Annotated in this window: 20 protein-coding genes; 5 read left to right on the top strand and 15 right to left on the bottom strand. The window is 72.5% G+C overall.

Annotation, left to right across the window (positions count from 1 at the left end; all coding sequences use genetic code 11):
• Nucleotides 1-5 precede the first annotated feature (5 nt).
• The 3 genes from pstA to pstS form a co-directional block, all read right to left on the bottom strand.
• The gene (gene pstA / locus G6R13_RS05355; protein WP_036384203.1) at nucleotides 6-1,187 is read right to left on the bottom strand and encodes a phosphate ABC transporter permease PstA; all 1,182 of its coding nucleotides are present in this window, start codon (nucleotides 1,185-1,187) and stop codon (nucleotides 6-8) included.
• A gap of 1 nt (nucleotide 1,188) precedes the next feature.
• Nucleotides 1,189-2,145 carry a phosphate ABC transporter permease subunit PstC gene (gene pstC, locus G6R13_RS05350; protein WP_044658633.1) on the bottom strand — a complete coding sequence of 319 codons (957 nt, stop codon included), beginning with the start codon at nucleotides 2,143-2,145 and terminating at the stop codon, nucleotides 1,189-1,191.
• A 134-nt stretch (nucleotides 2,146-2,279) separates the two neighbouring features.
• A complete protein-coding gene (pstS, locus tag G6R13_RS05345; protein WP_060974250.1) occupies nucleotides 2,280-3,392 on the bottom strand; it encodes a phosphate ABC transporter substrate-binding protein PstS in 1,113 nt (370 codons plus the stop codon).
• A 226-nt stretch (nucleotides 3,393-3,618) separates the two neighbouring features.
• On the opposite strand from pstS, the gene G6R13_RS05340 reads away from it, so the two are divergent.
• A complete protein-coding gene (locus G6R13_RS05340; protein WP_060974249.1) occupies nucleotides 3,619-4,788 on the top strand; it encodes an FUSC family protein in 1,170 nt (389 codons plus the stop codon).
• An 89-nt stretch (nucleotides 4,789-4,877) separates the two neighbouring features.
• A complete protein-coding gene (radA, locus tag G6R13_RS05335; RefSeq protein WP_123244182.1) occupies nucleotides 4,878-6,314 on the top strand; it encodes a DNA repair protein RadA in 1,437 nt (478 codons plus the stop codon).
• Nucleotides 6,315-6,327: 13 nt separating this feature from the next.
• On the opposite strand, the gene G6R13_RS05330 is transcribed toward radA, so the two are convergent.
• Complete coding sequence (locus G6R13_RS05330) at nucleotides 6,328-7,158, bottom strand: hypothetical protein (protein WP_123244183.1); 831 nt, start codon at nucleotides 7,156-7,158, stop codon at nucleotides 6,328-6,330.
• 41 nt (nucleotides 7,159-7,199) lie between these two features.
• Here G6R13_RS05330 and G6R13_RS05325 point away from each other — a divergent pair, with 41 nt between their 5' ends.
• The gene (locus G6R13_RS05325) at nucleotides 7,200-8,132 is read left to right on the top strand and encodes an A/G-specific adenine glycosylase (RefSeq protein WP_186319459.1); all 933 of its coding nucleotides are present in this window, start codon (nucleotides 7,200-7,202) and stop codon (nucleotides 8,130-8,132) included.
• A gap of 37 nt (nucleotides 8,133-8,169) precedes the next feature.
• Here G6R13_RS05325 and G6R13_RS05320 read toward each other — a convergent pair whose 3' ends face one another.
• The 7 genes from G6R13_RS05320 to G6R13_RS05290 all read right to left on the bottom strand — a co-directional run bounded on the left by G6R13_RS05320 (nucleotide 8,170) and on the right by G6R13_RS05290 (nucleotide 15,248).
• Entirely contained in the window at nucleotides 8,170-8,685 is a 516-nt protein-coding gene (locus G6R13_RS05320) for an amino-acid N-acetyltransferase (RefSeq protein ID WP_049147791.1), read from the bottom strand.
• A 96-nt stretch (nucleotides 8,686-8,781) separates the two neighbouring features.
• Nucleotides 8,782-8,964 carry an Rv0909 family putative TA system antitoxin gene (locus G6R13_RS05315; protein WP_163721162.1) on the bottom strand — a complete coding sequence of 61 codons (183 nt, stop codon included), beginning with the start codon at nucleotides 8,962-8,964 and terminating at the stop codon, nucleotides 8,782-8,784.
• 327 nt (nucleotides 8,965-9,291) lie between these two features.
• On the bottom strand, nucleotides 9,292-11,847 hold the full coding sequence (locus G6R13_RS05310) for an ATP-dependent Clp protease ATP-binding subunit (RefSeq protein WP_123244185.1): 2,556 nt from the start codon (nucleotides 11,845-11,847) through the stop codon (nucleotides 9,292-9,294).
• Between the two features lie 156 nt (nucleotides 11,848-12,003).
• Complete coding sequence (locus G6R13_RS05305) at nucleotides 12,004-12,306, bottom strand: Lsr2 family protein (RefSeq protein WP_036314827.1); 303 nt, start codon at nucleotides 12,304-12,306, stop codon at nucleotides 12,004-12,006.
• A 164-nt stretch (nucleotides 12,307-12,470) separates the two neighbouring features.
• Nucleotides 12,471-12,710: a hypothetical protein gene (locus G6R13_RS05300; protein WP_002856071.1), complete on the bottom strand. Its 240-nt coding sequence runs from the start codon at nucleotides 12,708-12,710 to the stop codon at nucleotides 12,471-12,473.
• A 1-nt stretch (nucleotide 12,711) separates the two neighbouring features.
• Nucleotides 12,712-14,226 (bottom strand): lysine--tRNA ligase, encoded by a 1,515-nt coding sequence (gene lysS / locus G6R13_RS05295; RefSeq protein WP_123244186.1) that lies wholly within the window; start codon nucleotides 14,224-14,226, stop codon nucleotides 12,712-12,714.
• Between the two features lie 32 nt (nucleotides 14,227-14,258).
• Complete coding sequence (locus G6R13_RS05290) at nucleotides 14,259-15,248, bottom strand: D-glycerate dehydrogenase (protein ID WP_159833630.1); 990 nt, start codon at nucleotides 15,246-15,248, stop codon at nucleotides 14,259-14,261.
• Nucleotides 15,249-15,416: 168 nt separating this feature from the next.
• On the opposite strand from G6R13_RS05290, the gene G6R13_RS05285 reads away from it, so the two are divergent.
• Entirely contained in the window at nucleotides 15,417-17,291 is a 1,875-nt protein-coding gene (locus G6R13_RS05285) for an MDR family MFS transporter (RefSeq protein ID WP_163721160.1), read from the top strand.
• On the top strand, nucleotides 17,284-17,793 hold the full coding sequence (locus G6R13_RS05280; RefSeq protein ID WP_036314817.1) for a MarR family transcriptional regulator: 510 nt from the start codon (nucleotides 17,284-17,286) through the stop codon (nucleotides 17,791-17,793). Before G6R13_RS05285 ends, G6R13_RS05280 begins: the two co-directional genes overlap by 8 nt.
• A gap of 39 nt (nucleotides 17,794-17,832) precedes the next feature.
• Here G6R13_RS05280 and G6R13_RS05275 read toward each other — a convergent pair whose 3' ends face one another.
• The 4 genes from G6R13_RS05275 to panC form a co-directional block, all read right to left on the bottom strand.
• The gene (locus G6R13_RS05275; RefSeq protein WP_159833628.1) at nucleotides 17,833-19,896 is read right to left on the bottom strand and encodes a M13-type metalloendopeptidase; all 2,064 of its coding nucleotides are present in this window, start codon (nucleotides 19,894-19,896) and stop codon (nucleotides 17,833-17,835) included.
• Nucleotides 19,897-20,047: 151 nt separating this feature from the next.
• Entirely contained in the window at nucleotides 20,048-20,530 is a 483-nt protein-coding gene (locus tag G6R13_RS05270) for an SRPBCC family protein (RefSeq protein ID WP_036314813.1), read from the bottom strand.
• 47 nt (nucleotides 20,531-20,577) lie between these two features.
• On the bottom strand, nucleotides 20,578-21,276 hold the full coding sequence (locus G6R13_RS05265; RefSeq protein WP_036314811.1) for a DNA-3-methyladenine glycosylase: 699 nt from the start codon (nucleotides 21,274-21,276) through the stop codon (nucleotides 20,578-20,580).
• On the bottom strand, nucleotides 21,273-22,304 hold the full coding sequence (gene panC, locus G6R13_RS05260; protein ID WP_159833626.1) for a pantoate--beta-alanine ligase: 1,032 nt from the start codon (nucleotides 22,302-22,304) through the stop codon (nucleotides 21,273-21,275). Before panC ends, G6R13_RS05265 begins: the two co-directional genes overlap by 4 nt.
• Nucleotides 22,305-22,374 lie beyond the last annotated feature (70 nt).

The following is a 22,374-nucleotide window of genomic DNA, read 5'->3' as shown; positions in this document are numbered from 1 at the left end:
GGACCTCATCGGCCCTTCTTGGGGGCGAACGCCTTGGCGATGAACCGTGCCGCCAGGTTGAGCAGCATGACGATGGTCACGAGCAGCAGGGCGGCTGCCCAGGCGCGGGCGGTCGAGGGGTCCGCCGCCGTGGGCGAGGTCGGGGCGACCAGCTGGCGGTAGATGTACACCGGCAGCGCGGTCATCCAGTTGTCGAACGGGTTCCAGTTGATGCTGGTGGCGAAGCCGGCCGTCACGAGGATCGGCGCGGTCTCGCCGGCCACGCGGGCGATGGCCAGGGTGACGCCGGAGGCGATGCCGGAGATCGCGGTGGGCAGGACCACCTTGGCGATGGTCTGCCACTTGCGCACGCCGAGGGCGTAGGCACCCTCGCGCAGCTCGTTGGGCACCACACGGAGCATCTCCTCCGTGGATCGGACGACCACGGGGATCATGAGCACCGAGAGCGCGATCGCGGCCGTGAGACCCATCTGCACGGACTGCAGTGCGGTGGACTTGCTGCCGGTGACCAGGGTCAGGACCCACGTGATCGCGGCGTAGGCGAAGAGGCCGGCCACGATCGAGGGGATGCCGGTCATGACGTCCACGAAGAACACGATGGCGCGGGAGAACCAGCCGCCGCGGCTGTACTCCACCAGGTAGATGGAGGTGAGCATGCCGATCGGCACGGAGATCAGGGTCGCGATGATCGTGATCACGACGGTGCCGATCAGGGCGTGGCCGAAACCGCCCGCGAGCCCGCCGGCGGGCTTGCCGTCCTCCACCCACGCCGAGTCGTCGATGCCGGTGATGCCCTTCATGTCGTACGCCATGATCTGCGGGTTGGCGATCAGGGTCGGCAGACCGGCGGAGAGGACCGACCACAGCACGGAGACCAGCGGCACCAGGGCCACGAGGAACGCCAGCCACACGAGGTTGCGGCACAGGCCGTCTGCGGCGCGGCGCCGGTTCTCCATCACGCGGGTGGCCACGTAGAGCCCCGCGATGTAGAGGATGGCGGCGATGATCACGAAACCGACGACGTTGAAGGCGCCGCTGAGCAGCACGGTCAGGCCGGCGGCGACGACGGCCGCGGCAGCTGCGACGGCCATCCAGGTCCAGCCGGGCTTCTGACCCTCGGTCAGGGAGTGACGCCGCGGCGTCACGCTGTCCTCGGTGGCCCGGGGAGAAGTCGAGACAGTGCTCATGTCAGTTGGCTCCCGAGAATTCCTTGTGCTTGTTCACGATCGCGCGGGCGATCATGTTCACCGCCAGGGTGATGATGAAGAGCATGAGACCGGCAGCGATCAGCTCGTGCAGGCGCATGTTGAACGCCTCGGGGAAGTTGAGCGCGATCTCCGACGGGATCGTCTGGTTCCTGCCGGACTCCACGAGCGACCAGGAGAAGACGCCGCCGGAGAGCACCATGGTGACCGCCATGGTCTCGCCGAGCGCGCGGCCGAGGCCGAGCATGATCGAGGAGACGATGCCGGCCCGGGCGAACGGGAACACGGTCATCTTGATCATCTCCCAGCGCGTGGCGCCGAGGCCGAGCGCGGCCTCCTCGTGGAGCTTCGGGGTCTGGGTGAAGATCTCACGGCAGAGCGCGGTGATGATCGGCAGGACCATCACGGCCAGCACGACGCCCGAGGTCAGCAGGGTACGGCCCGTGGTGGTGGCCGAGCCGCCGAAGAACGGGATGAAGCCCAGGTTCTCGTTGAGCCAGCCGTAGATCGGCACCATCAGCGGAGCGAGCGTCAGCCAGCCCCACACGCCGTAGACCACGGAGGGGATCGCGGCCAGCAGATCGATCACGAAGCCCACCGACTGCGCGATGCGCGGGGGCGCATAGTGCGAGATGAACAGGGCGACACCGATCGCGACCGGGGTGGCGATGAGCAGAGCTATGATCGACACCATCACGGTGCCGGCCATGAGCGGCCACACGTACTGGAAGAAGGAGTCCGCGGACACGAGCTCCGCACCCGGCTGCAGGGCAGGCCATGCCTCCGTCAGGAGGAAGACCGCCACGAAGGCGAGCACGAGCAGGATCAGGACGGCGGCCGCAAGGGCCCCGCCGGAGAGGAGCTTGTCTCCGGCGGCTCCGCGGCGGGGGCCGCGCAGGCTGGACGGCTTCGGTGCCGCCTCGTTGGTGGTTGAGGACACAGTGCCTTCCCTCAGATCGACGTGCGTGGTGATGGACGGGCCGCGACGAACGAGAGCCCTGACGCGGCTTCAGCCGCCGGGCCCGTGGGGCCCGGCGGCCGAAGCGGCGGTGGGTCAGCCGACAAGAAGCGACATCAGCCCTTGACCGAGATGGCCTCGATGCGCTCCATGGCCTTCTTGCGGGTGTCCTCGGAGATCGGGGCGTTGCCCGCGGACTCCTCGGCGGTCTTCTGACCGTCCTCGGACACGACGTACTCGGCGAAGGCCTTGACCTGGTCCACGGTCTCCTGCGACTCGTACTGGTTGCAGTAGATGTGGTAGGAGACCAACACGACGGGGTACACGCCGGACTCGTCGGTGGCGCGGTCGAGCTCGATCGAGCCGTCCTCCTTGGCCTCGGACTTCTCGACGGTCGCGGCCGCGGCCTCGGCGGAGTACTTCACGTACTCCTCGCCGACCTTCACGGACACGGTGCCCAGCTCGCCCACGGCGGAGGCGTCGGCGTAGGTGATGGCGCCCTCGGTCTGGGAGGCCAGGCCCACGACACCCTTGGTGCCCTGGGCGGACTCGGCGGTGATGTCGGACGGCCAGGTCTCGACCTCGTCGTAGGACCAGGCATCGCCGGCGGCCTCGGTGAGGTAGGCGGTGAAGTTCTCGGTGGTGCCCGAGTCGTCGGAACGGTGCACGACGGTGATCGGGGTGTCGGGCAGCTCGACGCCCTCGTTCTGCGCGGCGATGGCCTCGTCGTTCCAGTTCTTGATCTCGCCGGAGAACACCTTGGCGATGGTCTCGGCGTCCATCTTGACGTCATCGACGCCCGGCAGGTTGTAGGCCACGGCGATCGGGGAGATGTAGGCCGGCACGTGGAACGCGCCCTCGTCGCCGCAGTTCTTCTTGGCGGACTCAGCCTCCTCCTCCTTGAGGGCGGCGTCGGAGCCGGCGAAGGAGGTGGCACCGGCGAGGAACTTCTCACGACCGGCACCGGAGCCGTCCGGGGAGTACTGCACGGTCAGGTTCGGAGCGGTCTCGGTGACACCCTGGGTCCAGGCGGTCATGGCCGCCTCCTGCGAGGAGGCGCCGGCGCCGACCAGGTTGCCCTGGACCTCGGAGGTGGTGCCCTGCTCGCCGCCGGCGGAGCCGGAGGCATCGGAGCCGCCGTTGCCGCTGTCCGCGGAGGAGCAGGCGGTCAGGGCGATGGCGGCCACGGACAGGAGGGCGGCGGAGCGGCCGAAGCGGAGAGCCTTCACGAAGAGCCTCTTTCAATCGGATGACGACGGTGAGGGCAGAGCGTCCGGCTGGCCCGGTTCTGCACCGCACTCGACCGTACGGTCCAGAGGTGAATCGAGTGCTCGGCCGGGGTGAACAGATGGTGAACGGGAGCGGCATTCGCAGGAATGAGCTGTGCCGTGGGTCACAATGCTTGGTTGAGCCTCGCACGGCGGGGGCTCCGCGGCGTCGGACTAGGCTGGCCGCATGACGGACCGCTTCGCCACCGCCACGGGCACGGTGCCGATGGTCGACCCCCAGACCCGCGGGGAGCGCCTCGGCCGCTTCCTGCGTCGGCGCGCCCGTGCGGGTTGGTCCCGCGTCCGCTCCTCCGTGGGCCAGGCCGCCCTCGTCGCGGTCTGCGCGGTGGGCGCCTATTGGTTCGCGGAGACCATCCTGGGCCACCAGCAGCCCCTGTTCGCCTCCACCGCCCTGCTGATCGCCCTCGGCTTCCAACGGGAGCCGAAGCTGCGCAAGGTGGCCGAGGTCGCCGTCGGCTGCACCGTCGGCATCCTGATCGGGGACCTGCTCATGGTCGGGCTCGGCCGCGGCCTGTGGCAGGCCTCGGTGGTCGTGTTCGTGTCCGTGATGGTGGCCCGGTTCCTGGACTCCGGCGCCACGTTCACGATGCAGATGTCCCTGCAGTCCGTCCTCGTGGTCCTCCTGCCCATCGGCGCGGGAGGGCCGTTCGTCCGCAGCCAGGACGCGATCGTGGGCGGCGTCCTGGCCCTGCTCGTCACGTTCCTCTCACCCCAGGACGTGCGACGCCCCGCGGTGCGTCAGCTGGGTGGGCTCTACAACTCGATCGCCACGGTGCTGCGCGACCTCTCCCGGGCCCTGCGGGACGACGACTCCCGCACCGCGTGGATGGCGCTCGTGGCCAGCCGCGGCACGCACACCACGCTGGAGGCGCTGCGCAACGAGCTGCGCGTCACGCATGAGCAGACCGTGTTCAACCCGCTGCACCGCTCCTCGCGCTCCTTCGTGGACGACGCGGTGAACGCGGCGGATCGCTCGGACCTGGCGGTGCGCTCCCTGCGGATCGTGGCCCGGCGGGTGGTCTCGGTCCTGGACGAGGGCGTGTTCGACGACGACGACCGCGAGCGCCTGGCCGCCTGGTTCGACGACGCCGCGGACGCCGTCGAGATCCTGCACCGCTCCCTCGTGGAGCCGCAGGCCGAGGGCCGCCACCGTTCGCTGTCCGTGGCGCGGGACGCCCTGGGGGCGTCCGCGTCCGCACTGGACCCGCACCAGCTGGGCGGCGGGTCCGTGCACGGCGAGGCGCTCGTGATGCTGCTGCGGCCGATGATGGTGGACCTCATCGAGGCCACGGGCGCCGAGCACGACGAGGCGCGGGCCTACCTGCCCCGCGTCTGAGCCCGACGGCGGAGCGCGGCCCCGGCGGTCGACGGCGGGGCCGTGCGCGGGCCGGTTAACGCGTCCGCCCCGGCTCCTAGAGTGGGCGCATGGCCACCAAGACCGCCCCGAAGCGCGCCCCCGGATACCGCTGCACCGAGTGCGGCTGGACCACCGTGAAGTGGGTCGGCCGCTGCGGGGAGTGCCAGTCGTGGGGCACGGTCGAGGAGATCGGGCTGACGTCCACCACCGGCCGCACGCGCGCGGCCACGGTCGCGGAGGTCGCGCCGCGCATCGCGGACGTGGACGCCACGCTGGCCTCGTTCCGCTCCACGGGGGTGCGCGAGCTGGACCGTGCGCTCGGCGGCGGCCTCGTGCCGGGCGCGGTGATCCTGCTGGCCGGCGAGCCGGGCATCGGCAAGTCCACGCTGCTGCTGGACGTGGCCGCCCAGACGGCCCGCGGCGCGGGCGGCGGCGGTCCGCGCTCGGTGCTGTACCTGACGGGTGAGGAGTCGGCGGCGCAGGTGCGCTCCCGCGCAGACCGGATCGGGGCGATCGCGGACACCCTGCGCTTGACGGCGGAGACGGACCTGGGTCGGGCGCTGGGGCAGATCGAGCGGACGGACCCGGAGCTGGTGATCGTAGACTCCGTGCAGACCCTGCAGTCCACCGAGGTGGACGGGATCGCCGGGGGCGTCAGCCAGGTGCGCGAGGTGGCGGCCAGCCTCATCCGCACGGCCAAGGAGAAGGGGATCACCACGGTCCTGGTGGGCCACGTGACGAAGGACGGGACCATCGCGGGTCCGCGGCTGCTCGAGCACCTCGTGGACGTGGTCTGCCAGTTCGAGGGGGACCGCCACTCACGGCTGCGCCTGGTGCGTGCGGTGAAGAACCGCTTCGGGCCCACGGACGAGGTCGGCTGCTTCGATCTGCGGGAGGACGGCATCGAGTCCCTGGACGACCCCTCCGGTCTGTTCCTCTCGGGCGTCTCGGAGCCGGTCGAGGGCACGTGCGTGACGGTGACGCTCGAGGGCCGGCGCCCGCTCGTGGCCGAGGTGCAGTCCCTGCTCACCCCGTCCGCCGGCGGCAGCCCGCGCCGCACCGTCTCCGGCGTGGACGCGGCGCGCGTGAACATGCTCCTGGCCGTGCTCCAGCGCCGGGCCCGTTTCGCCCTCGCCCAGGACGACTGCTACGTGGCCACCGTGGGCGGCGTGCGACTCTCGGAGCCCGCCTCGGACCTGGCCGTGGCCGTCGCCGTGGCCTCGGCGAAGCTCTCGGCCCCCGTCCCGCAGGGGATGATCGCGGTCGGCGAGCTCGGGCTGGCCGGGGAGGTGCGCCCCGTGCCCGGCATCGGGCGACGGGTGCGCGAGGCCGCGCGGCTGGGCTTCACCCGCGCCCTGGTCCCCCGCTCCCCCGAGCCGCTCGGGGACGTCCCGGCGGGCTTCACGGTGGCGGAGGTCGGCTCGATCGGCGAGGCCCTCGCTACGATCCCCACGTGGACGGGCGGCGGCCCGGCCGCGCGTCCGGAGGCTGGCCCCGGCCGCTGACGACGCGCCCGGCTCAGCGGGACGGCGACGGCGACGGGTCGGTGGTCGTGGCCGGCGCCGCGGACGGCGAAGCCGACGCCGATGCTGAGGCGGACGCCGGAGCTGAGGCGGACCCCGACGGGGAGGTGCTGCCGCTCGAGGAGGGGGTGGCCGAGGAGCTGCTGTCCTGGGCCCCCGGGGCGAGCTCCTCGAGGATCTTCAGCGCCACGGGGCGGGAGGTGACGTCGCCGAGGCTGACCGTCAGCAGATGGGGCCCGGGCTCCGCGAGAGCGCCGAGTCGGCCGCAGTCCTGGCTCGAGGCACGGCCGGACCAGCGGTACACGGCGGTGAGCTCCTCGTGCGGGTACAGCACCCGCTGGGCCTCCGCGGGGTCCGCCTGGCAGATGCGGGTGGAGAAGACGTCGTCGCCCTCGGCCGTGCGGATCCTGAACTCCTGTCGGGCCGTGCCCACATCCGTGCGGCACGGGGTCGAGGAGAGGTTCGTGATGCCCAGGCGCAGCTCGGCCTCCTCGCCCCGCTGGTACTCGGACCGGTCCGCGGAGGCGGTGATCCGCAGGTCCGAGGGCTGGCACTCGGCCGCGTCCTCGAGGGCCACGGTGGGCGAGGCGGAGCCGGACTCGGCGTCCGTCGCCGGGGCGGGCGACGGGGAGTGCACCGGCGTCGGGGCGGCGGAGGGGTCGGCGTCCTCGGAGGAGAAGGCGCCGATCCCGGCGCGGACGAGCGCCACGACGGCCCACCCCACCAGGAGCAGGAGCACGAGGGCGAGCAGGGCGGCCACGAGCCGCCGGCGGCGGTAGACGGCGGGGGACGGCTTCGACCCGGGGGAAGTCGGACGAGACGGCATGCGATCCAGGGTAGGCGGCGGCGCACCCTACAGTGGACGCCATGCCCGCGCCCGCCCCCCTCGTCCCGCCCACGGTGGACGTGCCGCGCCTGCACGACGCGGTGCTGGGCTGGTTCGCCGTCCACGCCCGGGACCTTCCCTGGCGCAGCCCGGACTGCTCCCCGTGGGGCGTGCTCGTCTCGGAGATCATGCTCCAGCAGACACCGGTCGTGAGGGTGCTGCCCCGCTGGCGGGAGTGGCTGGAGCGCTGGCCCACCCCCGCGGACCTGGCCGCCGCCCCCACCGCAGACGTGCTCACGGCCTGGGACCGGCTCGGCTACCCGCGCCGGGCCCTGCGCCTCCAGGAGGCCGCCCGGGCCGTCGTCGAGCGCCACGACGGCCGGGTGCCGGCCGACCCCGCCGCCCTGCGCGCCCTGCCCGGCATCGGCGAGTACACGGCCGCGGCGGTCGCGAGCTTCGCGTTCGGCATCCCCGAGACCGTCGTGGACACCAACGTGCGCCGGGTGATCGCGCGCGCGGTCGCGGGTGAGGCCCTGCCCGGCAGGTCGCTGACCCGCGCCGAGATGCGCCGCGCCCAGGCCCTCATGCCCGAGGACCCCACCCGCGCCAACGCGTGGAACGCGGCCGTCATGGAGCTCGGGGCCCTCGTCTGCACCGCCCGCTCCCCCGCCTGCGACCGCTGCCCCCTGGCGGAGACGTGCGCGTGGGTCGCGGCGGGCTCCCCGCCGCCGGTGGAGGTGCCGCGCGGCCAGGCCTGGGCCGGCACGGACCGTCAGGTGCGCGGGGCTGTGATGGCCGCCGTCCGCGAGCACGGTCGCGTGGCCGAGGCGGAGGTGCCCGCCGTCGTCGTGGCCGGGGGGCGGCTCGGGTCGCACCGCCCCGACGACGCGCAGTGGGCGCGGTGCGTCGCCGGGCTCGTGTCGGACGGGCTGCTGGCCCGGGACGACGACGGCGGCCTCACCTTCCCGGCCTGACCTCGCCGGGGCACGGGGCGGCCCGCGGTGCGGCGGCTCAGAGGCGGCGGATCATCCGCGTGTTGCCGAGCGTGTTCGGCTTGACCCGGGCGAGGTCCAGGAACTCGGCGACGCCCTCGTCCGTGGAGCGCAGCAGTTCCGCGTAGACCTCCGGGTCCACGGCGGACTGGTCCGCCATCACCTCGAAACCGTGCCGGCGGAAGAACTCGACCTCGAAGGTCAGGCAGAAGACCCGCTCGACGCCCACGGCCCGCGCACGGTCCAGCAGCTCCTCGATGACCAGGTGCCCGACGCCGGCCCCCCGGTGGGCCTCCGAGACGGCGAGGGTGCGGACCTCGGCGATGTCCTGCCACATCACGTGGAGGGCGCCGAAGCCGGCCAGGGTCCCATCCGCCTCCTCGGCGACCACGAACTCCTGGATGGCCTCGTAGTAGGCCACAGCCTCCTTCTGGAGCAGCACGCGCTCCCGCGCCAGCGGCTCCACGAGCGCCTGGATGACCGGGACGTCCTGGGTCCGCGCCGAGCGGAGGGTGAGGGGGCGGTCGGCAGGCATGGGGTCCAGTCTAGGCACGGACATCCCGACCCCGGACAGACGGGAGCCCCCGTCCCGGCGGACCAGGCGGGGGCTCCCGCGGCGTCGACGGCAGGCTCAGGCCTGCTGCTCGCCCTCGTCCCCGGACAGGAACTTCTCCCGCGCGCCGTCGACACCCTTGTTCACGGTGTCGCCGTGCTCGCCGAGCTTGTCGCCGTGCTGCTCCTGAGCGTTGTCCACGGCCTCGTCGATCTTGTCCGAGTGCTGGTTTGCGAGGTTGTTCAGGTCACCGATACCCATGGGCGGCCTCCTTCTTCTCGGGGCTGCTCCGCGGCCGTCCCGGCGAGTGCCGGGCCGAAGCGGAGACAGGACCACCGTCGAGCGGTCACAGACCACAGTGGCACCGATCCCGCCGCGAGGGAACCCCTCTCGCGCCTGCGGGGAGGCGGGCCGGTTCAGCGGTCCTTCGCGAGGCCGTCCTTGATGCCGGCGGCGGTGTCGCGGACCTCGGCCCCGGCGTCCCCGCGGGGGCACGACGACGGCCCGCCGCCTCCTCCCCGAGGGGGAGGGGCGACGGGCCGTGGCCACCGGACGCGCGGTCCGGCGTCGTGGGTCAGACCCCGCAGGTCACACGGAGCGGTCGGCGTCCACCGGATCGCCGGCACCGGGCTCGAGCTCGGCCAGCTCCGCACCCTCCAGGGCCTCCCGGCCGCCGGAGAACGCGAACGTCAGCTCGGCGCCCTCCCCCTCGCCCGTGGCGTCCACGGTGATGAGGGAGCCGGCCGGGATCTCGCCGAAGAGGATCTTCTCCGAGAGCTGGTCCTCCACCATCTGCTGGATGGTGCGGCGCAGCGGGCGGGCGCCCATGGCCGGATCGTAGCCGCGGTCCGCGAGCAGGTCCTTGGCGGACTGGGTGAGCTCGATGGACAGGTCCTGCTCCGCCAGGCGCTTGCCGAGGCGGGAGACGAACAGGTCCACGATCTCCACGATCTCGTGCTTCTGCAGCTGCGGGAACACGATCACGTCGTCCACACGGTTGAGGAACTCGGGGCGGAAGTGCTGGCGCAGCTCCTCCTTGACCTTGCCCTTCATCCGCTCGTACCCGGTGGTGGTGTCCGTGGCCGACTGGAAGCCGGTCATGACGCCCTTGGAGATGTCCCGGGTGCCGAGGTTCGTGGTCATGATGATCACGGTGTTCTTGAAGTCCACCACACGGCCCTGCGAGTCGGTCAGGCGACCGTCCTCGAGGATCTGCAGCAGGGAGTTGAAGAGGTCCTGATGGGCCTTCTCCACCTCGTCGAACAGCACCACGGAGAACGGACGGCGGCGGACCTTCTCGGTGAGCTGGCCGCCCTCCTCATAGCCCACGTAGCCGGGAGGGGCGCCGAACAGACGCGAGACGGTGTGCTTCTCCTGGAACTCGGACATGTCCAGCGTGATGAGCGCGTCCTCGTCCCCGAAGAGGAACTCCGCGAGGGACTTGGCCAGCTCCGTCTTGCCGACGCCGGTGGGGCCGGCGAAGATGAACGACCCCGAGGGGCGGTTCGGGTCCTTCAGGCCCGCGCGGGTGCGGCGGATGGCGCGGGACAGGGACTTGATGGCCTCGTCCTGGCCGATCACGCGACGGTGGAGCTCGTCCTCCATGTTGCGCAGGCGGTCCGTCTCCTCCTCGGTGAGCTTGAACACCGGGATGCCGGTGGACTTGGAGAGCACCTCGGCGATGAGGTCCTCGTCCACCGTGGCGACGTCGGCGTCGGCGCCGGTGCGCCACGCCTGCTCCTTCTCGCGGCGCTCGTCCTCGAGCTGCTGCTCCTGGTCCCGCAGGCGGGCGGCGCCCTCGAAGTCCTGGCCATCGATGGCGGCCTCCTTCTGGGTGCGCACCTCCGCGATCCGGGACTCGTAGGCCTTGATCTCCGGCGGCACGGTCATGCGACGGATGCGCAGACGCGCACCGGCCTCGTCGATCAGGTCGATGGCCTTGTCCGGCAGGTGCCGGTCGGAGACGTAGCGGTCCGCCAGGCCGGCGGCGGCCTTGAGCGCGCCGTCGGTGATGGAGACCTTGTGGTGCGCCTCGTAGCGGTCCCGCAGGCCGCGCAGGATCTCCGTGGCGTCCTCGACGGACGGCTCGGCGACCTGGATCGGCTGGAAGCGGCGCTCGAGCGCGGCGTCCTTCTCGATGTGCTTGCGGTACTCGTCCAGCGTGGTGGCGCCGATGGTCTGCAGCTCACCGCGGGCCAGCATCGGCTTGAGGATGCTGGCGGCGTCGATCGCGCCCTCGGCCGCACCCGCCCCGACGAGGGTGTGGATCTCGTCGATGAACAGGATGATGTCCCCGCGCGTGCGGATCTCCTTGAGCACCTTCTTCAGGCGCTCCTCGAAGTCGCCGCGGTAGCGGGAGCCGGCCACGAGGGAGCCGAGGTCCAGCGAGTAGAGCTGCTTGTCCCTGAGCGTCTCCGGGACGTCACCGCGGTCGATCGCCTGGGCCAGGCCCTCGACGACGGCGGTCTTGCCGACGCCGGGCTCGCCGATGAGCACGGGGTTGTTCTTGGTGCGGCGGGAGAGCACCTGCATGACGCGCTCCATCTCGCCCGCACGCCCGATGACGGGATCCAGCTTGCCGTCGTGCGCGGCCGCGGTGAGGTTGCGTCCGAACTGGTCCAGCACCACGGAGCCGGCGTTCTGGCCGGCCTCGCCGCCCTGGCCCACCCCGGCGCCGGCGGTCTCCTTGCCGCCCTGGGCGCCGCCCTGGTAGCCGGAGAGCAGCTGGATGACCGTCTGACGGACGCGGTTCAGGTCCGCGCCGAGCTGCACGAGCACCTGGGCGGCCACGCCCTCGCCCTCGCGGATCAGGCCGAGCAGGATGTGCTCGGTGCCGATGTAGTTGTGGCCGAGCTGCAGCGCCTCGCGCAGGGACAGCTCGAGCACCTTCTTGGCGCGCGGCGTGAAGGGGATGTGGCCGGGCGGGTTCTGCTGACCCTGGCCGATGTCCTCCTGCACCTTCTCTCGCACGGCGCCCAGGGAGATGTCCATGGACTCCAGTGCCTTGGCTGCGACGCCCTCACCCTCGTGGATCAGACCGAGCAGGATGTGCTCGGTGCCGATGTAGCTGTGGTTGAGCATGCGCGCCTCTTCCTGGGCGAGCACGACCACCCGCCGGGCGCGGTCGGTGAATCTCTCGAACATGGGCACACTCCTTGCGTACGGTCGTGGTCGAGACTACGCACCCGGGCCGCGTGCCGCGCGACTGTTCGCCAGCGGGAGAAGCGGCCCGGCCGTCGTCGGGAGGGGCCGGAACGAGGCCCGGGGACGCCGATTCCTCGACGCACCCGGGCGGGGCGCTCACTTGCGCTTCGCGTTGCGGTAGGCCTCCACCACGTCGCGGTGCAGACGGCCCCGGCTCGAGACCTCGTAGCCGTTCTCGGCCGCCCACTTGCGGATCTGGGCGGCCTCGACCTTGGGCGACGGCGGCGCCACGGCGCGGCCCTTCTTCATGTAGGGCTTCAGGAACTCACGGAGTTCCGCAGCGTGCTCCTTCGACAGGTCGATCTCGTAATTGCGACCGTCCAATGCGAAGTTCACGGTCTCATCTGCAGGCGAACCGTCAAGATCATCCACGAGGACCACTTCTACCTTCTGTGCCAACGGTGATTCCCACTTTCTTCTCTCGTGCGCGTGTCCCTGGGTTCCGGTCTTCGCTCTCGGGGTTCTTTCCCGCGTGCTCACGATTCCGGCCGTGCACTTGTGGTGATTCAAGAATACCGCAACAAAGCCGGGCAGAAGGATTCTTCAACGCCGGGGAAGGAATCTCAGCGGGCGCGGTCCTCCGGATCGGCCTCCGGCCCTCCCTCGGCTCGGCGTCGGGCCGCCCACTCACGGGCCTCGGCCTCCTCGCGGGCCGCCCGCGCGTCCGCGCCCGAGAGCCGGCGGGCCTGACTCTCGCGCTCGCCCGTGTCCGAACGCAGCAGGGAGCGCATCACCAGCCAGAAGATGAGCCCGAGGCCGATCGAGGGGGCGAGGACGGAGAAGTAGTCCCAGAAGTCGGCCATGTCAGGCCTCCGGCTTGAGCAGCGGGAAGAGGATGGTCTCGCGGATGCCGGCGTCCGTGAACAGCATCACCAGGCGGTCGATGCCCAGGCCGATGCCGCCCATGGGCGGGGCGCCGTACTCGAGGGCGCGCAGGAAGTCCTCGTCCAGCTGCATGGCCTCGTCGTCGCCGGCGGCCGCCATCGCCGACTGGGCGGTCAGGCGCTCGCGCTGGATGACGGGGTCGATCAGCTCGGAGAACGCGGTGCCGCGCTCCATGCCGCCGATGATCAGGTCCCAGGCCTCGATGACCCGGTCCTTCGAGCGGTGCGGGCGCGCGAGCGGCTGGGCGGCCGGCGGGTAGTCGTACACGAACGTGGGGTTCATCAGGGTGGGCTCCACGATCTCGCCGAACAGCTCGATCACGAGCTTCTCCGCGTCCCACGCGGGGTCCACCTTGACCTCGTGCTCCGCGGCGATCGCCCGCAGCGTCTCGGCGTCCGTGTCCGGGGTGATCTCGCGGCCCACGGCCTCGGACAGCCCCGGGTACACGGCGACCCAGGCCCACTCGCCGTCGAGGTCGATGACGCCCTTCGCGGTCTCGAGCCGACGCCCGGCGCCCACCGCGTCCGCGGCGTTGAGGATGATCTCCTGCATGCGCTCGGCCATGACGTGCATGTCCGCCCACGCCTCATAGGACTCGAGGGTGGTGAACTCGGGCGAGTGGGTCGAGTCCACGCCCTCGTTGCGGAACACGCGGCCGATCTCGAACACGCGGTCGATGCCGCCGACGACGGCGCGCTTGAGGTACAGCTCGGTGGCGATGCGCAGGGTCATCGGCTGGTCGAACGCGTTGAGGTGCGTCTCGAAGGGACGTGCGAGGGCGCCGCCGTGGACCAGCTGGAGCATCGGGGTCTCCACCTCCACGTAGCCGTGGCCCTCGAGGGTGCGCCGCACCGCCGAGGTGACCTTGGCCCGGGTGTAGACCATGCGGCGGGCCTCCTCGCGCACGATCAGGTCCGCGTAGCGCTGGCGGACGCGGGTCTCCTCGTTCAGGTCCGCGTGCAGCACGGGCAGGGGGCGCAGCGCCTTGGAGGCCATCTCCCACGCCGAGGCCATGATGGACAGCTCGCCGCGGCGCGAGACGATCACCTCGCCGGTGACGGAGAGGAAGTCGCCCAGGTCCACGACCTTCTTCCAGTCGGCCAGGGACTCCTCACCGACGGCGGCCAGGGACACCATGACCTGGAGGCGGACGGCCTCCCCGTCCGCGCCGGACTCCTGCAGGGTGGCGAAGCAGAGCTTGCCGGTGTTGCGGAGGAAGACGACGCGCCCGGTCACCGACACGGTCTCGCCCGAGGCCCAGTCAGGCTCGTGGCCGTCGAACCGCTCACGCACCTCGGCCAGCGCGTGGGTGCGCGGCACCTGCACGGGGTAGGCCTCGCGGCCCGAGGCGAGCAGCTGCTCACGCTTGGCGGCGCGGACGGCCTGCTGATCGTGGTGGTCGACGGCGGCGGAGGCGGAGTTCTCGGTGGTCACGGTTCCCGAGTCTACCGACGGCGCCCCGCCGGTCAGCCGCGCACCTCGGGGTTGACGAGGGCCGGGACCTCCGCGCCCGTGGCCATGGCGATCGCGTTGCGCGCGGCCAGCTCGGCCATCGCGGCGCGGGTGTCCCGGGTGGCGGAGCCCAGATGCGGCAGGAGCATCACGTTCTCCAGCTCGGCCAGGCCCGGGGCGAGGGCGGGCTCGTCCTCGTAGACGTCCAGACCGGCGCCGAAGAGCCGCCCCTCGCGCAGGGCGGTGACGAGGGCCGCCTCGTCCACCACGGGCCCCCGGGCCGTGTTGACGAGGACGGCGTCGTCCTTCATCTTCGCGATCACGTCCGCATCCACGAGGTGATGGGTGTCGTCCGTCAGGGGCACGTGGAGGGACAGGACGTCCGCGACCTCGACGAGCTCCTCCCAGCGGACCTGACGGACGCGGCCGGCGAGGTCGCCGAGCTCCGCGGCCGCGACCTCCCGGTGCGCGGGCGGCCGCGGCGCGAACACGACCTCCATGCCGAAGGCGAGCGCACGCTCGGCCACCGCCTTGCCGATCCGCCCGAAACCGGCCAGGCCCAGGGTCGCGCCACGCACGTCCCGGCCCACGAGCAGGTCCGGCGCCCAGCCGTGGAAGCGTCCCTCGCGCACCATCCGCTCGCCCTCGGGGGCACGGCGGGTCACCCCGAGGATCAGGAGCATCGCGATGTCCGCGGTGGCGTCCGTGAGCACGTCCGGGGTGTTGCCGACGGCGATCCCCCGCCGCGTCGCGGCGGCCACGTCCACGTTGTTGTAGCCGACCGCGTAGTTGGCGATGCCCCTGATCCGCGCGTCGGCGAGCACGTCGGCGGTGAACTTCTGGTCCAGGGCCGCGACGACGACGTCGTAGTCCCCCGAGGCCACCAGCCGCGCGAGCGCGGCGTCCCCTCCGACGTCGGCGCCGTCCACCACCTCTCCGGCCGCGCGCAGCATCCCGAGCCCGGGCTCGGGGAGGCGGGTCATGAGCAGGAAACGGGGGGTCACGGCGGGGCCTCACTCTCGGATCGGGGCGGGGAGGACGGGGCGTCGTCCGGCGTGACCAGGCTAACCGCGGAGGGCGGGTGCGGCCCGGGCCGACGCCCCTTATGATTGACTCTCGTCAATCATTGACTCATGTCAATCATCGCGCCGCCCCTCCCGCCGAAGGACCCCATGACCCCGACCTCCCCCGCCCCCGAGGCCGTCGCGCCGGCCGGCGCCCCCTCGCTCGAGCGCGCCGCCGCCGACGCCGCGCGCCACCGCTCCGTGCTCCAGGCCCTGACCGGCCTCCTGCTGGGCATGTTCGTCTCGATGATCGCCAACACGGTGGTCTCGACCTCGATGCCGGTGATCATCCACGACATCGGCGGCGACCAGACCGCCTACACCTGGGTCATCACCTCGGCCCTGCTCGCCACGGCCATCGCCACCCCGATCTGGGGCAAGCTGGCCGACCTCGTCAACCGCAAGGTCCTCTTCCAGGTCGCCCTGGCGATCTTCGTCGCCGCCTCCGCGGCGGCCGGGTTCACCCACGATCCGACCTTCCTGATCGTCTGCCGCACCGTGCAGGGCCTGGGCGGCGGCGGCCTCGTCGCGCTCAGCCAGGTGATCATGGCGGACATCATCAGCCCGCGTGAGCGCGGCCGCTACATGGGCCTGTTCGGCGCCGTGATGGCCGTGGCCACGGTGGGCGGCCCGCTCGCCGGCGGCGTGATCACCGACCTGTGGGGCTGGCGCTGGAACTTCTTCGTGGCGGTGCCCTTCGCTGTCGTCGCCCTGGTGATGGTGCAGCGCACCCTCCACCTTCCGCACCGCGAGCGCCAGAAGGTGTCCATCGACTACCTCGGCATCGTGTTCCTGACCGCGGCCACCGCGCTGCTGCTGATCTGGGTCACCAGCGCCGGTCGCGACTTCGACTGGGCCAGCACCACCACCGCGTGGATGCTCGGCGGCGCCGCCGTCGCCACCGTCCTGTTCGTCGTGACCGAGCTGCGCGTCGCCGAGCCGCTCATCCCGCTCACCCTCTTCCGCGACCGCACCTTCACCCTCGCGACGATCGCCTCGATCGCCACGGGCCTGGCCATGTTCGGCTCCTCCGTCTACCTGGCCCAGTACATGCAGCTGGCCCGCGGCGCGGCGCCGACCCAGGCCGGCCTCATGACCATCCCGATGATCCTCGGCCTGCTCGTGTCCTCCACGGTGATCGGCGGCCTCATCACCCGCACCGGCGTGTGGAAGCGCTGGCTCGTGATCGGCGCCGTCCTGCTGATCGCCGGCACCGCCCTGCTCGGCACCCTGCACTACGACACCTCCTTCTGGCTGGTGTCCCTCTACATGTTCCTGCTCGGTGCCGGCGTCGGCATGACCATGCAGAACCTCGTGCTCGTGGTGCAGAACACCACCGACCCGCGGCAGATGGGCGTCGCCAGCTCCGGCGTCACCTTCTTCCGCACCCTGGGCGGCAGCATCGGTGTCGCCGTGATGGGCGCCGTGGTCTCCAACGTGGTCCCGGACCGCATCGAGGAGCGCCGCGCGGACCTCGCCGCGGCCCTGCGCAGCCTGGGCCCGGACGCCGCCGAGTGGTCCGAGAGCCTGCAGTCCAGCACCCTGCCACGCGTGGCGGAGATGCCCGACGGCCTGCGCTCGATCTTCGAGGACGTCTACGCCACCGGCATCTCCCACGCGTTCCTCGTGGGCGTGCCGCTCGCGATCGTCGCGCTGATCGCGATCCTGTTCCTGCCGAACATCCCGCTGGGCCGCATGACCACCTCCGAGCGCCTCCACGCCACCCGCGCCGACCTGGCCACCCACTCCACGGCCGAGGCCATGCAGACGCTGCCCGCGACCGGTCCGATCCCCGTGGTGACCGCGGCGCAGGGGCAGCATCCGGCCGAGGACCCGGAGGAGTCCCGGGCGGTGGCGGCCGAGCGCCCGGCGACGGCGTCGCCGGTGGCCGGCCGGCCCGTCGTCCCCGCGGCGCTGGCCGTGGCGGGGACGGCCCTGCTGGCGGCCGTCGTCACCGCGCTGGTCCGGGCCCGCCGTGGCTGACGGCGCCCCGGACCCGGGCAGAGGCGGCGACGACGCGGGCTTCGAGGCCGCCGTCCAGGGGCTCGAGCAGGCGTTCTCGCGTCTGGTCCTGCAGCACCGCCAGGTGATGGTCCGCTACGCGGCGGCCCTCAGCCCGGCCCTGTCCGTCGGGGCGATGAAGGCGTTCATGATGCTGGCCAACGAGGGGACCATGACGCCCTCGGCCGTGGCCGAGGGCCTGCTGGTGGACCGCGCCCAGGTCTCCCGCATGGTCCGCGACCTCGAGGCCGCCGGGCTGATCACCCGAGAGCCGGACCCGCGGGACCGCCGCTCCGCCCTCCTGAGCGCCAGCCCCGAGGGGCTCGCCCGCCTCGACGCGGTGCGCGGCGGCCCGGCGGGTCGCGGGCTGCGCGACGACCTGGCGCGCTGGGACCGCGAGGACATCCGGACGCTGACGCGCCTGCTGGACCGGCTGGCCGCCGAGCGTCAGACCCGGATGCAGGACCCCGCCGAGTCCGAGTGAGCCGCCGGCCGGACCCGCGGGCCCGGCCGGCGGGCGGGATCACCAGATGGTGACGCGCTCCTCCGGGGCCAGCCACATGGGATCCCCCTCGCGCGTGCCGAACGCCTCGTGGAAGGCGTCGATGTTCTTGACCACCTGGTTGCAGCGGAACTCGTTGGGCGAGTGCGGGTCCGAGGCGATGCGGGTGACCATGGCCTCCGGTCGCGTGAGCTGACGCCACACGGTGGCCCAGGCGGTGAAGAACTCGCGGTCCCCCGCCGCGGCGTCGAGGGAGGCGCCGTCGCCCTCGTCCCGCCAGATCTCCAAGGCGCGGTGGGCGATGCCCAGGCCGCCGAGGTCGCCGATGTTCTCCCCCAGGGTGAACTCGCCGTTGACGCGGTGGTCCGGGGCCTCGGCCGGGGAGAGCGCGTTGTACTGGGCCACCAGCCGGGAGGTGCGCTCGGTGAACGCCGCGCGGTCCTCCTCGGTCCACCAGTCCTCGAGCCGACCGGCGCCGTCGTACCGCGAGCCCTGGTCGTCGAAGCCGTGGCCGATCTCGTGGCCGATCACGGCGCCGATCGCCCCCAGGTTCGCGGCCATCGAGGCCTCGGGGTCGAAGAACGGGGGCTGCAAAATGGCGGCCGGGAAGACGATCGCGTTCTCGAGCGGGGAGTAGTACGCGTTCACCGTCTGCGGCGTGATGTGCCACTCCTCCGGGTCCGGCCCGTCCGCGATCTTGCGCAGGTCCCGCTCCCACTCGAGCTCCGAGGATGAGCGGGCGTTGCCCAGCAGGTCGCCGGCGTGGACCTCGAGGGCGGAGTAGTCCAGCCACTTCGAGGGGTAGCCCACCATGGGGCGGAACATCGCCAGCTTCTCGAGCGCCCGCTGACGGGTCTCCTCGCCCATCCACTCGAGCTCCTCGATGGACCGGCGATAGGCCTCCTGGAGCAGGCCCACGAGCTCGTCCATCGCGGCCACGTGGCCCTGCGGGAAATGGCGGGCCACGTAGAGCTGCGCCACGTCCTCGCCGGCCGCCCCGTTGACGAACGCGACCGCGCGCTTCCAGCGGGGGCGGACCTCCTCGGTGCCGGCCAGGCGGCGGCCGTAGAAGGAGAAGTTCTCCTGCACGAACGCGTCCGGCAGGAAGCCGGCGAAGGAGCGCAGCACCTGCAGGATCAGCCAGTGACGCCAGTCCTCGAGGTCGGCGGCCTCGGGTCCCTCGAGCAGCCCCTGCACACCGGAGAGGAAGTCCGGCTGCCACACCACGACCTCCGCGGCGCGCTCGCCGGCGGCGTCCACGCCCTCGAGCCACGCGTCGGCCAGGGGGAAGAGCTCCGTCAGCCGGTCGTGGGTCATGGGGTTGTAGCGGGCCACGGCGTCCCGGCTGCGGACCAGGTCCCAGTGCAGGGCGGCGATGCGCTTCTCCAGCTCCACCACCCGGACGCCCAGCGCGGCGGCCTCGTCCCGGTCCGCGCCGATCCCGGCCAGCGTCAGCAGGCGGCCGGTGTGCTCGGTGTACTGCGCGAGGATCTCGGCGTAGGCCTCGTCCCGGTAGTAGGACTCGTCCGGCAGGCCCAGGCCGCCCTGGAGCAGGTGCAGGAGCATGCGGTCCGGGTTCCCGGCGTCGTTGAGTGCGCCGGTGTTGATGAGGCCGGAGACGCCCTGACGCTGCAGTCGCCCGGAGAGGGTGAGCAGCTCCGCAGGGGTGGTCACGGTGGCCACCGCCGCCAGGTCCGAGGCGATCGGCTCGAGGCCGCGGGCCTCCACGGTCTCGTCGTCCATGAAGGAGGCGTACAGCGCGGCGATCCGGCGCTTGAGCTCCGGATGCTCCATGCCCTCCGTGTCCTCCGCATCCAGCGGCGCGAGCGGGGCGTCCCGGTGCGCGCCGGCCGCGGCCGTGGCCTGCACGCGCGCCTGGGCGGGGTCGAAGCCCGCGCCGACCTCGCGCACGGCGTCCTCGCACAGGTGCCGGACGGCGAGCTCGGCCGCGTCCCGCAGCTCGAGGAACGCGCCGTAGGCGCCCTGGTCCGCGGGGATCTCGTGGGTGTCCAGCCACCCGGCGTTGACGTGGCGGTACAGGTCCTCGCGCGGCGACGGGACGCGGGGCTCGGCGGTGGCGGTCACGGCGGATCCTCCTGGACGTGGGGGGTGGGACGGTCTCGCACGGCACTCTAGCCGTGACACCGGACACGACGACGGGCACGCACCCTGGTCGGGTGCGTGCCCGTCGTCGTGGGGACGGCCGGCCCGGGGGCCGCCGTCGGGAGGCGGGGGCTCAGCCGACCTCGGCGGCCAGCTTCGCGAGCGACTCCTCCATCTGCTCCTCGGAGACCATCGGGAAGAGGTTCTTCTCCAGCAGCTCCGGGTCGGTCACGTCGGTCCAGTCGTAGGTGAGGGACACGTCCGTGCTGCCGGAGCCGTTGTCCTCGAGCCGGTAGACCCACTGCCAGCCCTTGGGCTCGGTGCCGGCGGGGGCGGTCTTCCAGCCGACCAGCTTGTTCGGGTCGTAGGCGACCACGTGGTTGTCCGTCTGGTAGTCGCCACCCATGTGCTCCGCGTGCATGTTCATGGTGAACACGTCGCCGACCTTCTGGATGCGCTGGGTCTTGTCGTCCGACTGCACCATGCCCGAGCCGTCGAACTTCGCGTGGTTCGCGGGCAGGGTCAGGAAGTCGAACACGTCCTTGGCGGACGCGTCGATGGTCCGGGTGACGGTCTGCTGGGTCTCGCCGTGGGCGGTCTTGTTCATCTCGGTCATGGGATCAACCTAGGCACGGGGCCGGGGCGGCCGACAAGGTCTGGGGCTCAGTCCGGCACGTTGCGCCCACGCCGGAACGCGGACACGCTGCGGTGGCCGGCCACGCTGAACCGCCACGGGAAGCGCACGGAGCCGCCCTCCCCCGAGACGCCGACGCGCGGGCCCGTCACGACCTCGATCGGCGGCTCGGCCGGATCGCGGGGCGCGGGCGGGGCCAGGAGGAAGCGGGCGGGCGCGGCCGGCGCGGCGAGGCGGGCCGGGGTGCCGCCGTCGTCGGCCACCTCCGGCGGCGCGGCGACGATCTCCACGGGCGCGTGGCCCATCTCCAGGGTGATGCCGAGGCCCTGGCCGAGGTTCCCCGGGCCGGAGAGCAGCTTGAGGCCGGTGTCCCGGCCACGGCGGGCCACCGCGAGGTCCCCTCCCGCGAGCACCTCGGCCGCACGCAGCAGCACACCGCCGGCCTCCCCCTCGGGGTGGCCCACCAGGTTCAGGCAGCGGTGGATGCCGTAGTTCAGGTACACATACGTACGCCGCGGCGGCCCGAACAGCGCGGCATTGCGCTCGGTGCGACCGCGGAACGAGTGGGCGCCGGGGTCCGCGCCCGCGTTCCCGTACGCCTCGGTCTCGGTCAGCCGCACGGTGACGGCGCCGTCCGGGGCGACGACGGTCAGCCGGCACCCCAGCAGCGTCGCGGCGAGCGCGGGCGAGGGGCCGTCGAAGGCGGCGGCGAGACGCTCCGGGGTCACGGCAGCGGCCCCGCGGCGGGCAGCACCATGGTGTCGATCAACCGGACGGGCGGCACGTGCGCGGCCACGAGGGCGAGGGCCTCGCGGCGCAGCGGCTGGCACAGCAGCTCCGGACCGAGCTCGGCGAAGGTGTCCCGGTCCACCACCACGAGGTGGTCCAGCTCGACGCCCGGCTCGTCCTCGACCATCCGGCGAGCGGCCTGGACGTCGACGGGCTCACCGGCCGCCGCGGCGTCGGCCAGGGAGCGCAGGGCGCGGCTGAGGACGAGCGCGTGTTCCAGGCCCGCGGCGTCCAGGCGGGTGTTGCGGCTGGAGAGCGCGAGGCCCTCGGGCGAGCGGACGATGGGCACGGCGCGGACGTCGACGTCGATGTCCAGGTCCGTGGCCAGGCGGCGCAGGACGGTGAGCTGCTGCGCGTCCTTCTGGCCGAAGTAGCTGCGCAGGACCGGCACCGCCGGGCGCACGATGTTCCACAGCTTCGCCACGACGGTGGCCACGCCGTCGAAGTGGCCCGGGCGGGAGGCGCCCTCGAGGACCTCCCCCATGCGGCCGGCGGAGACGGTGACGATCGGCGCGTCCGGGTAGCCCGGGTACATCTCCTGCACGTCCGGGGCGAACACCACGTCGGCGCCCGCCGCCGCCAGCAGGTCCAGGTCCGCGTCCAGGGTGCGCGGGTAGTGCTCCAGGTCGGCCGGATCGCCGAACTGGAGCGGGTTCACGAAGATGCTGACCGCGACGACGTCGTTCTCGGCGCGGGCCCGCCGCACCAGGGCCGCGTGGCCGCCGTGGAGGGCGCCCATCGTGGGGACCAGGCCGACGGTGACGGGCTCGGCGTCGCCGTCGTCCGTGGCGTGGGCGACGAGCTCACGGAGAGCGGAGCGCATCTCGGCGACGGTCCGGGCCAGACGCGGGCGCGCGGAGACGCCGTCAGCCTCGGGCGTCACGGGAGCGGGGAGGGCGTCCTCGAGGGTCAGGCCGGTGCCGGCGGGGACGGGGCGCTGGTCGGGGACGCGGTCGAGAGGGGTCACCCTCCGAGTCTAGGCACGGGGCCTCGGGGAGGACTTCCGCCTCACCACGCGCATCTGGTCCAAGGCCTGA

Source organism: Micrococcus sp. Alg238-R198, assembly GCF_900537135.1.
In the GTDB taxonomy this organism is placed as follows: Bacteria; Actinomycetota; Actinomycetes; order Actinomycetales; family Micrococcaceae; genus Micrococcus; species Micrococcus luteus.
The sequence above is the reverse complement of the archived record's forward strand: the minus strand, read 5'-3'. Positions and strand labels throughout refer to the sequence as shown.

Bases quoted from the DNA above. Each gene is read 5' to 3' on its own strand.
- G6R13_RS05315 (WP_163721162.1), bottom strand. From the start codon at position 8,964: ATGGGTATCGGTGACCTGAACAACCTCGCAAACCAGCACTCGGACAAG.
- G6R13_RS05325 (WP_186319459.1), top strand. From the start codon at position 7,200: ATGCCCGCGCCCGCCCCCCTCGTCCCGCCCACGGTGGACGTGCCGCGC.
- radA (WP_123244182.1), top strand. From the start codon at position 4,878: ATGGCCACCAAGACCGCCCCGAAGCGCGCCCCCGGATACCGCTGCACC.
- G6R13_RS05330 (WP_123244183.1), bottom strand. From the start codon at position 7,158: ATGCCGTCTCGTCCGACTTCCCCCGGGTCGAAGCCGTCCCCCGCCGTC.
- G6R13_RS05270 (WP_036314813.1), bottom strand. From the start codon at position 20,530: ATGACCGAGATGAACAAGACCGCCCACGGCGAGACCCAGCAGACCGTC.
- G6R13_RS05310 (WP_123244185.1), bottom strand. From the start codon at position 11,847: ATGTTCGAGAGATTCACCGACCGCGCCCGGCGGGTGGTCGTGCTCGCC.
- pstA (WP_036384203.1), bottom strand. From the start codon at position 1,187: ATGAGCACTGTCTCGACTTCTCCCCGGGCCACCGAGGACAGCGTGACG.
- G6R13_RS05320 (WP_049147791.1), bottom strand. From the start codon at position 8,685: ATGCCTGCCGACCGCCCCCTCACCCTCCGCTCGGCGCGGACCCAGGAC.
- G6R13_RS05340 (WP_060974249.1), top strand. From the start codon at position 3,619: ATGACGGACCGCTTCGCCACCGCCACGGGCACGGTGCCGATGGTCGAC.
- G6R13_RS05285 (WP_163721160.1), top strand. From the start codon at position 15,417: ATGACCCCGACCTCCCCCGCCCCCGAGGCCGTCGCGCCGGCCGGCGCC.
- G6R13_RS05300 (WP_002856071.1), bottom strand. From the start codon at position 12,710: ATGGCCGACTTCTGGGACTACTTCTCCGTCCTCGCCCCCTCGATCGGC.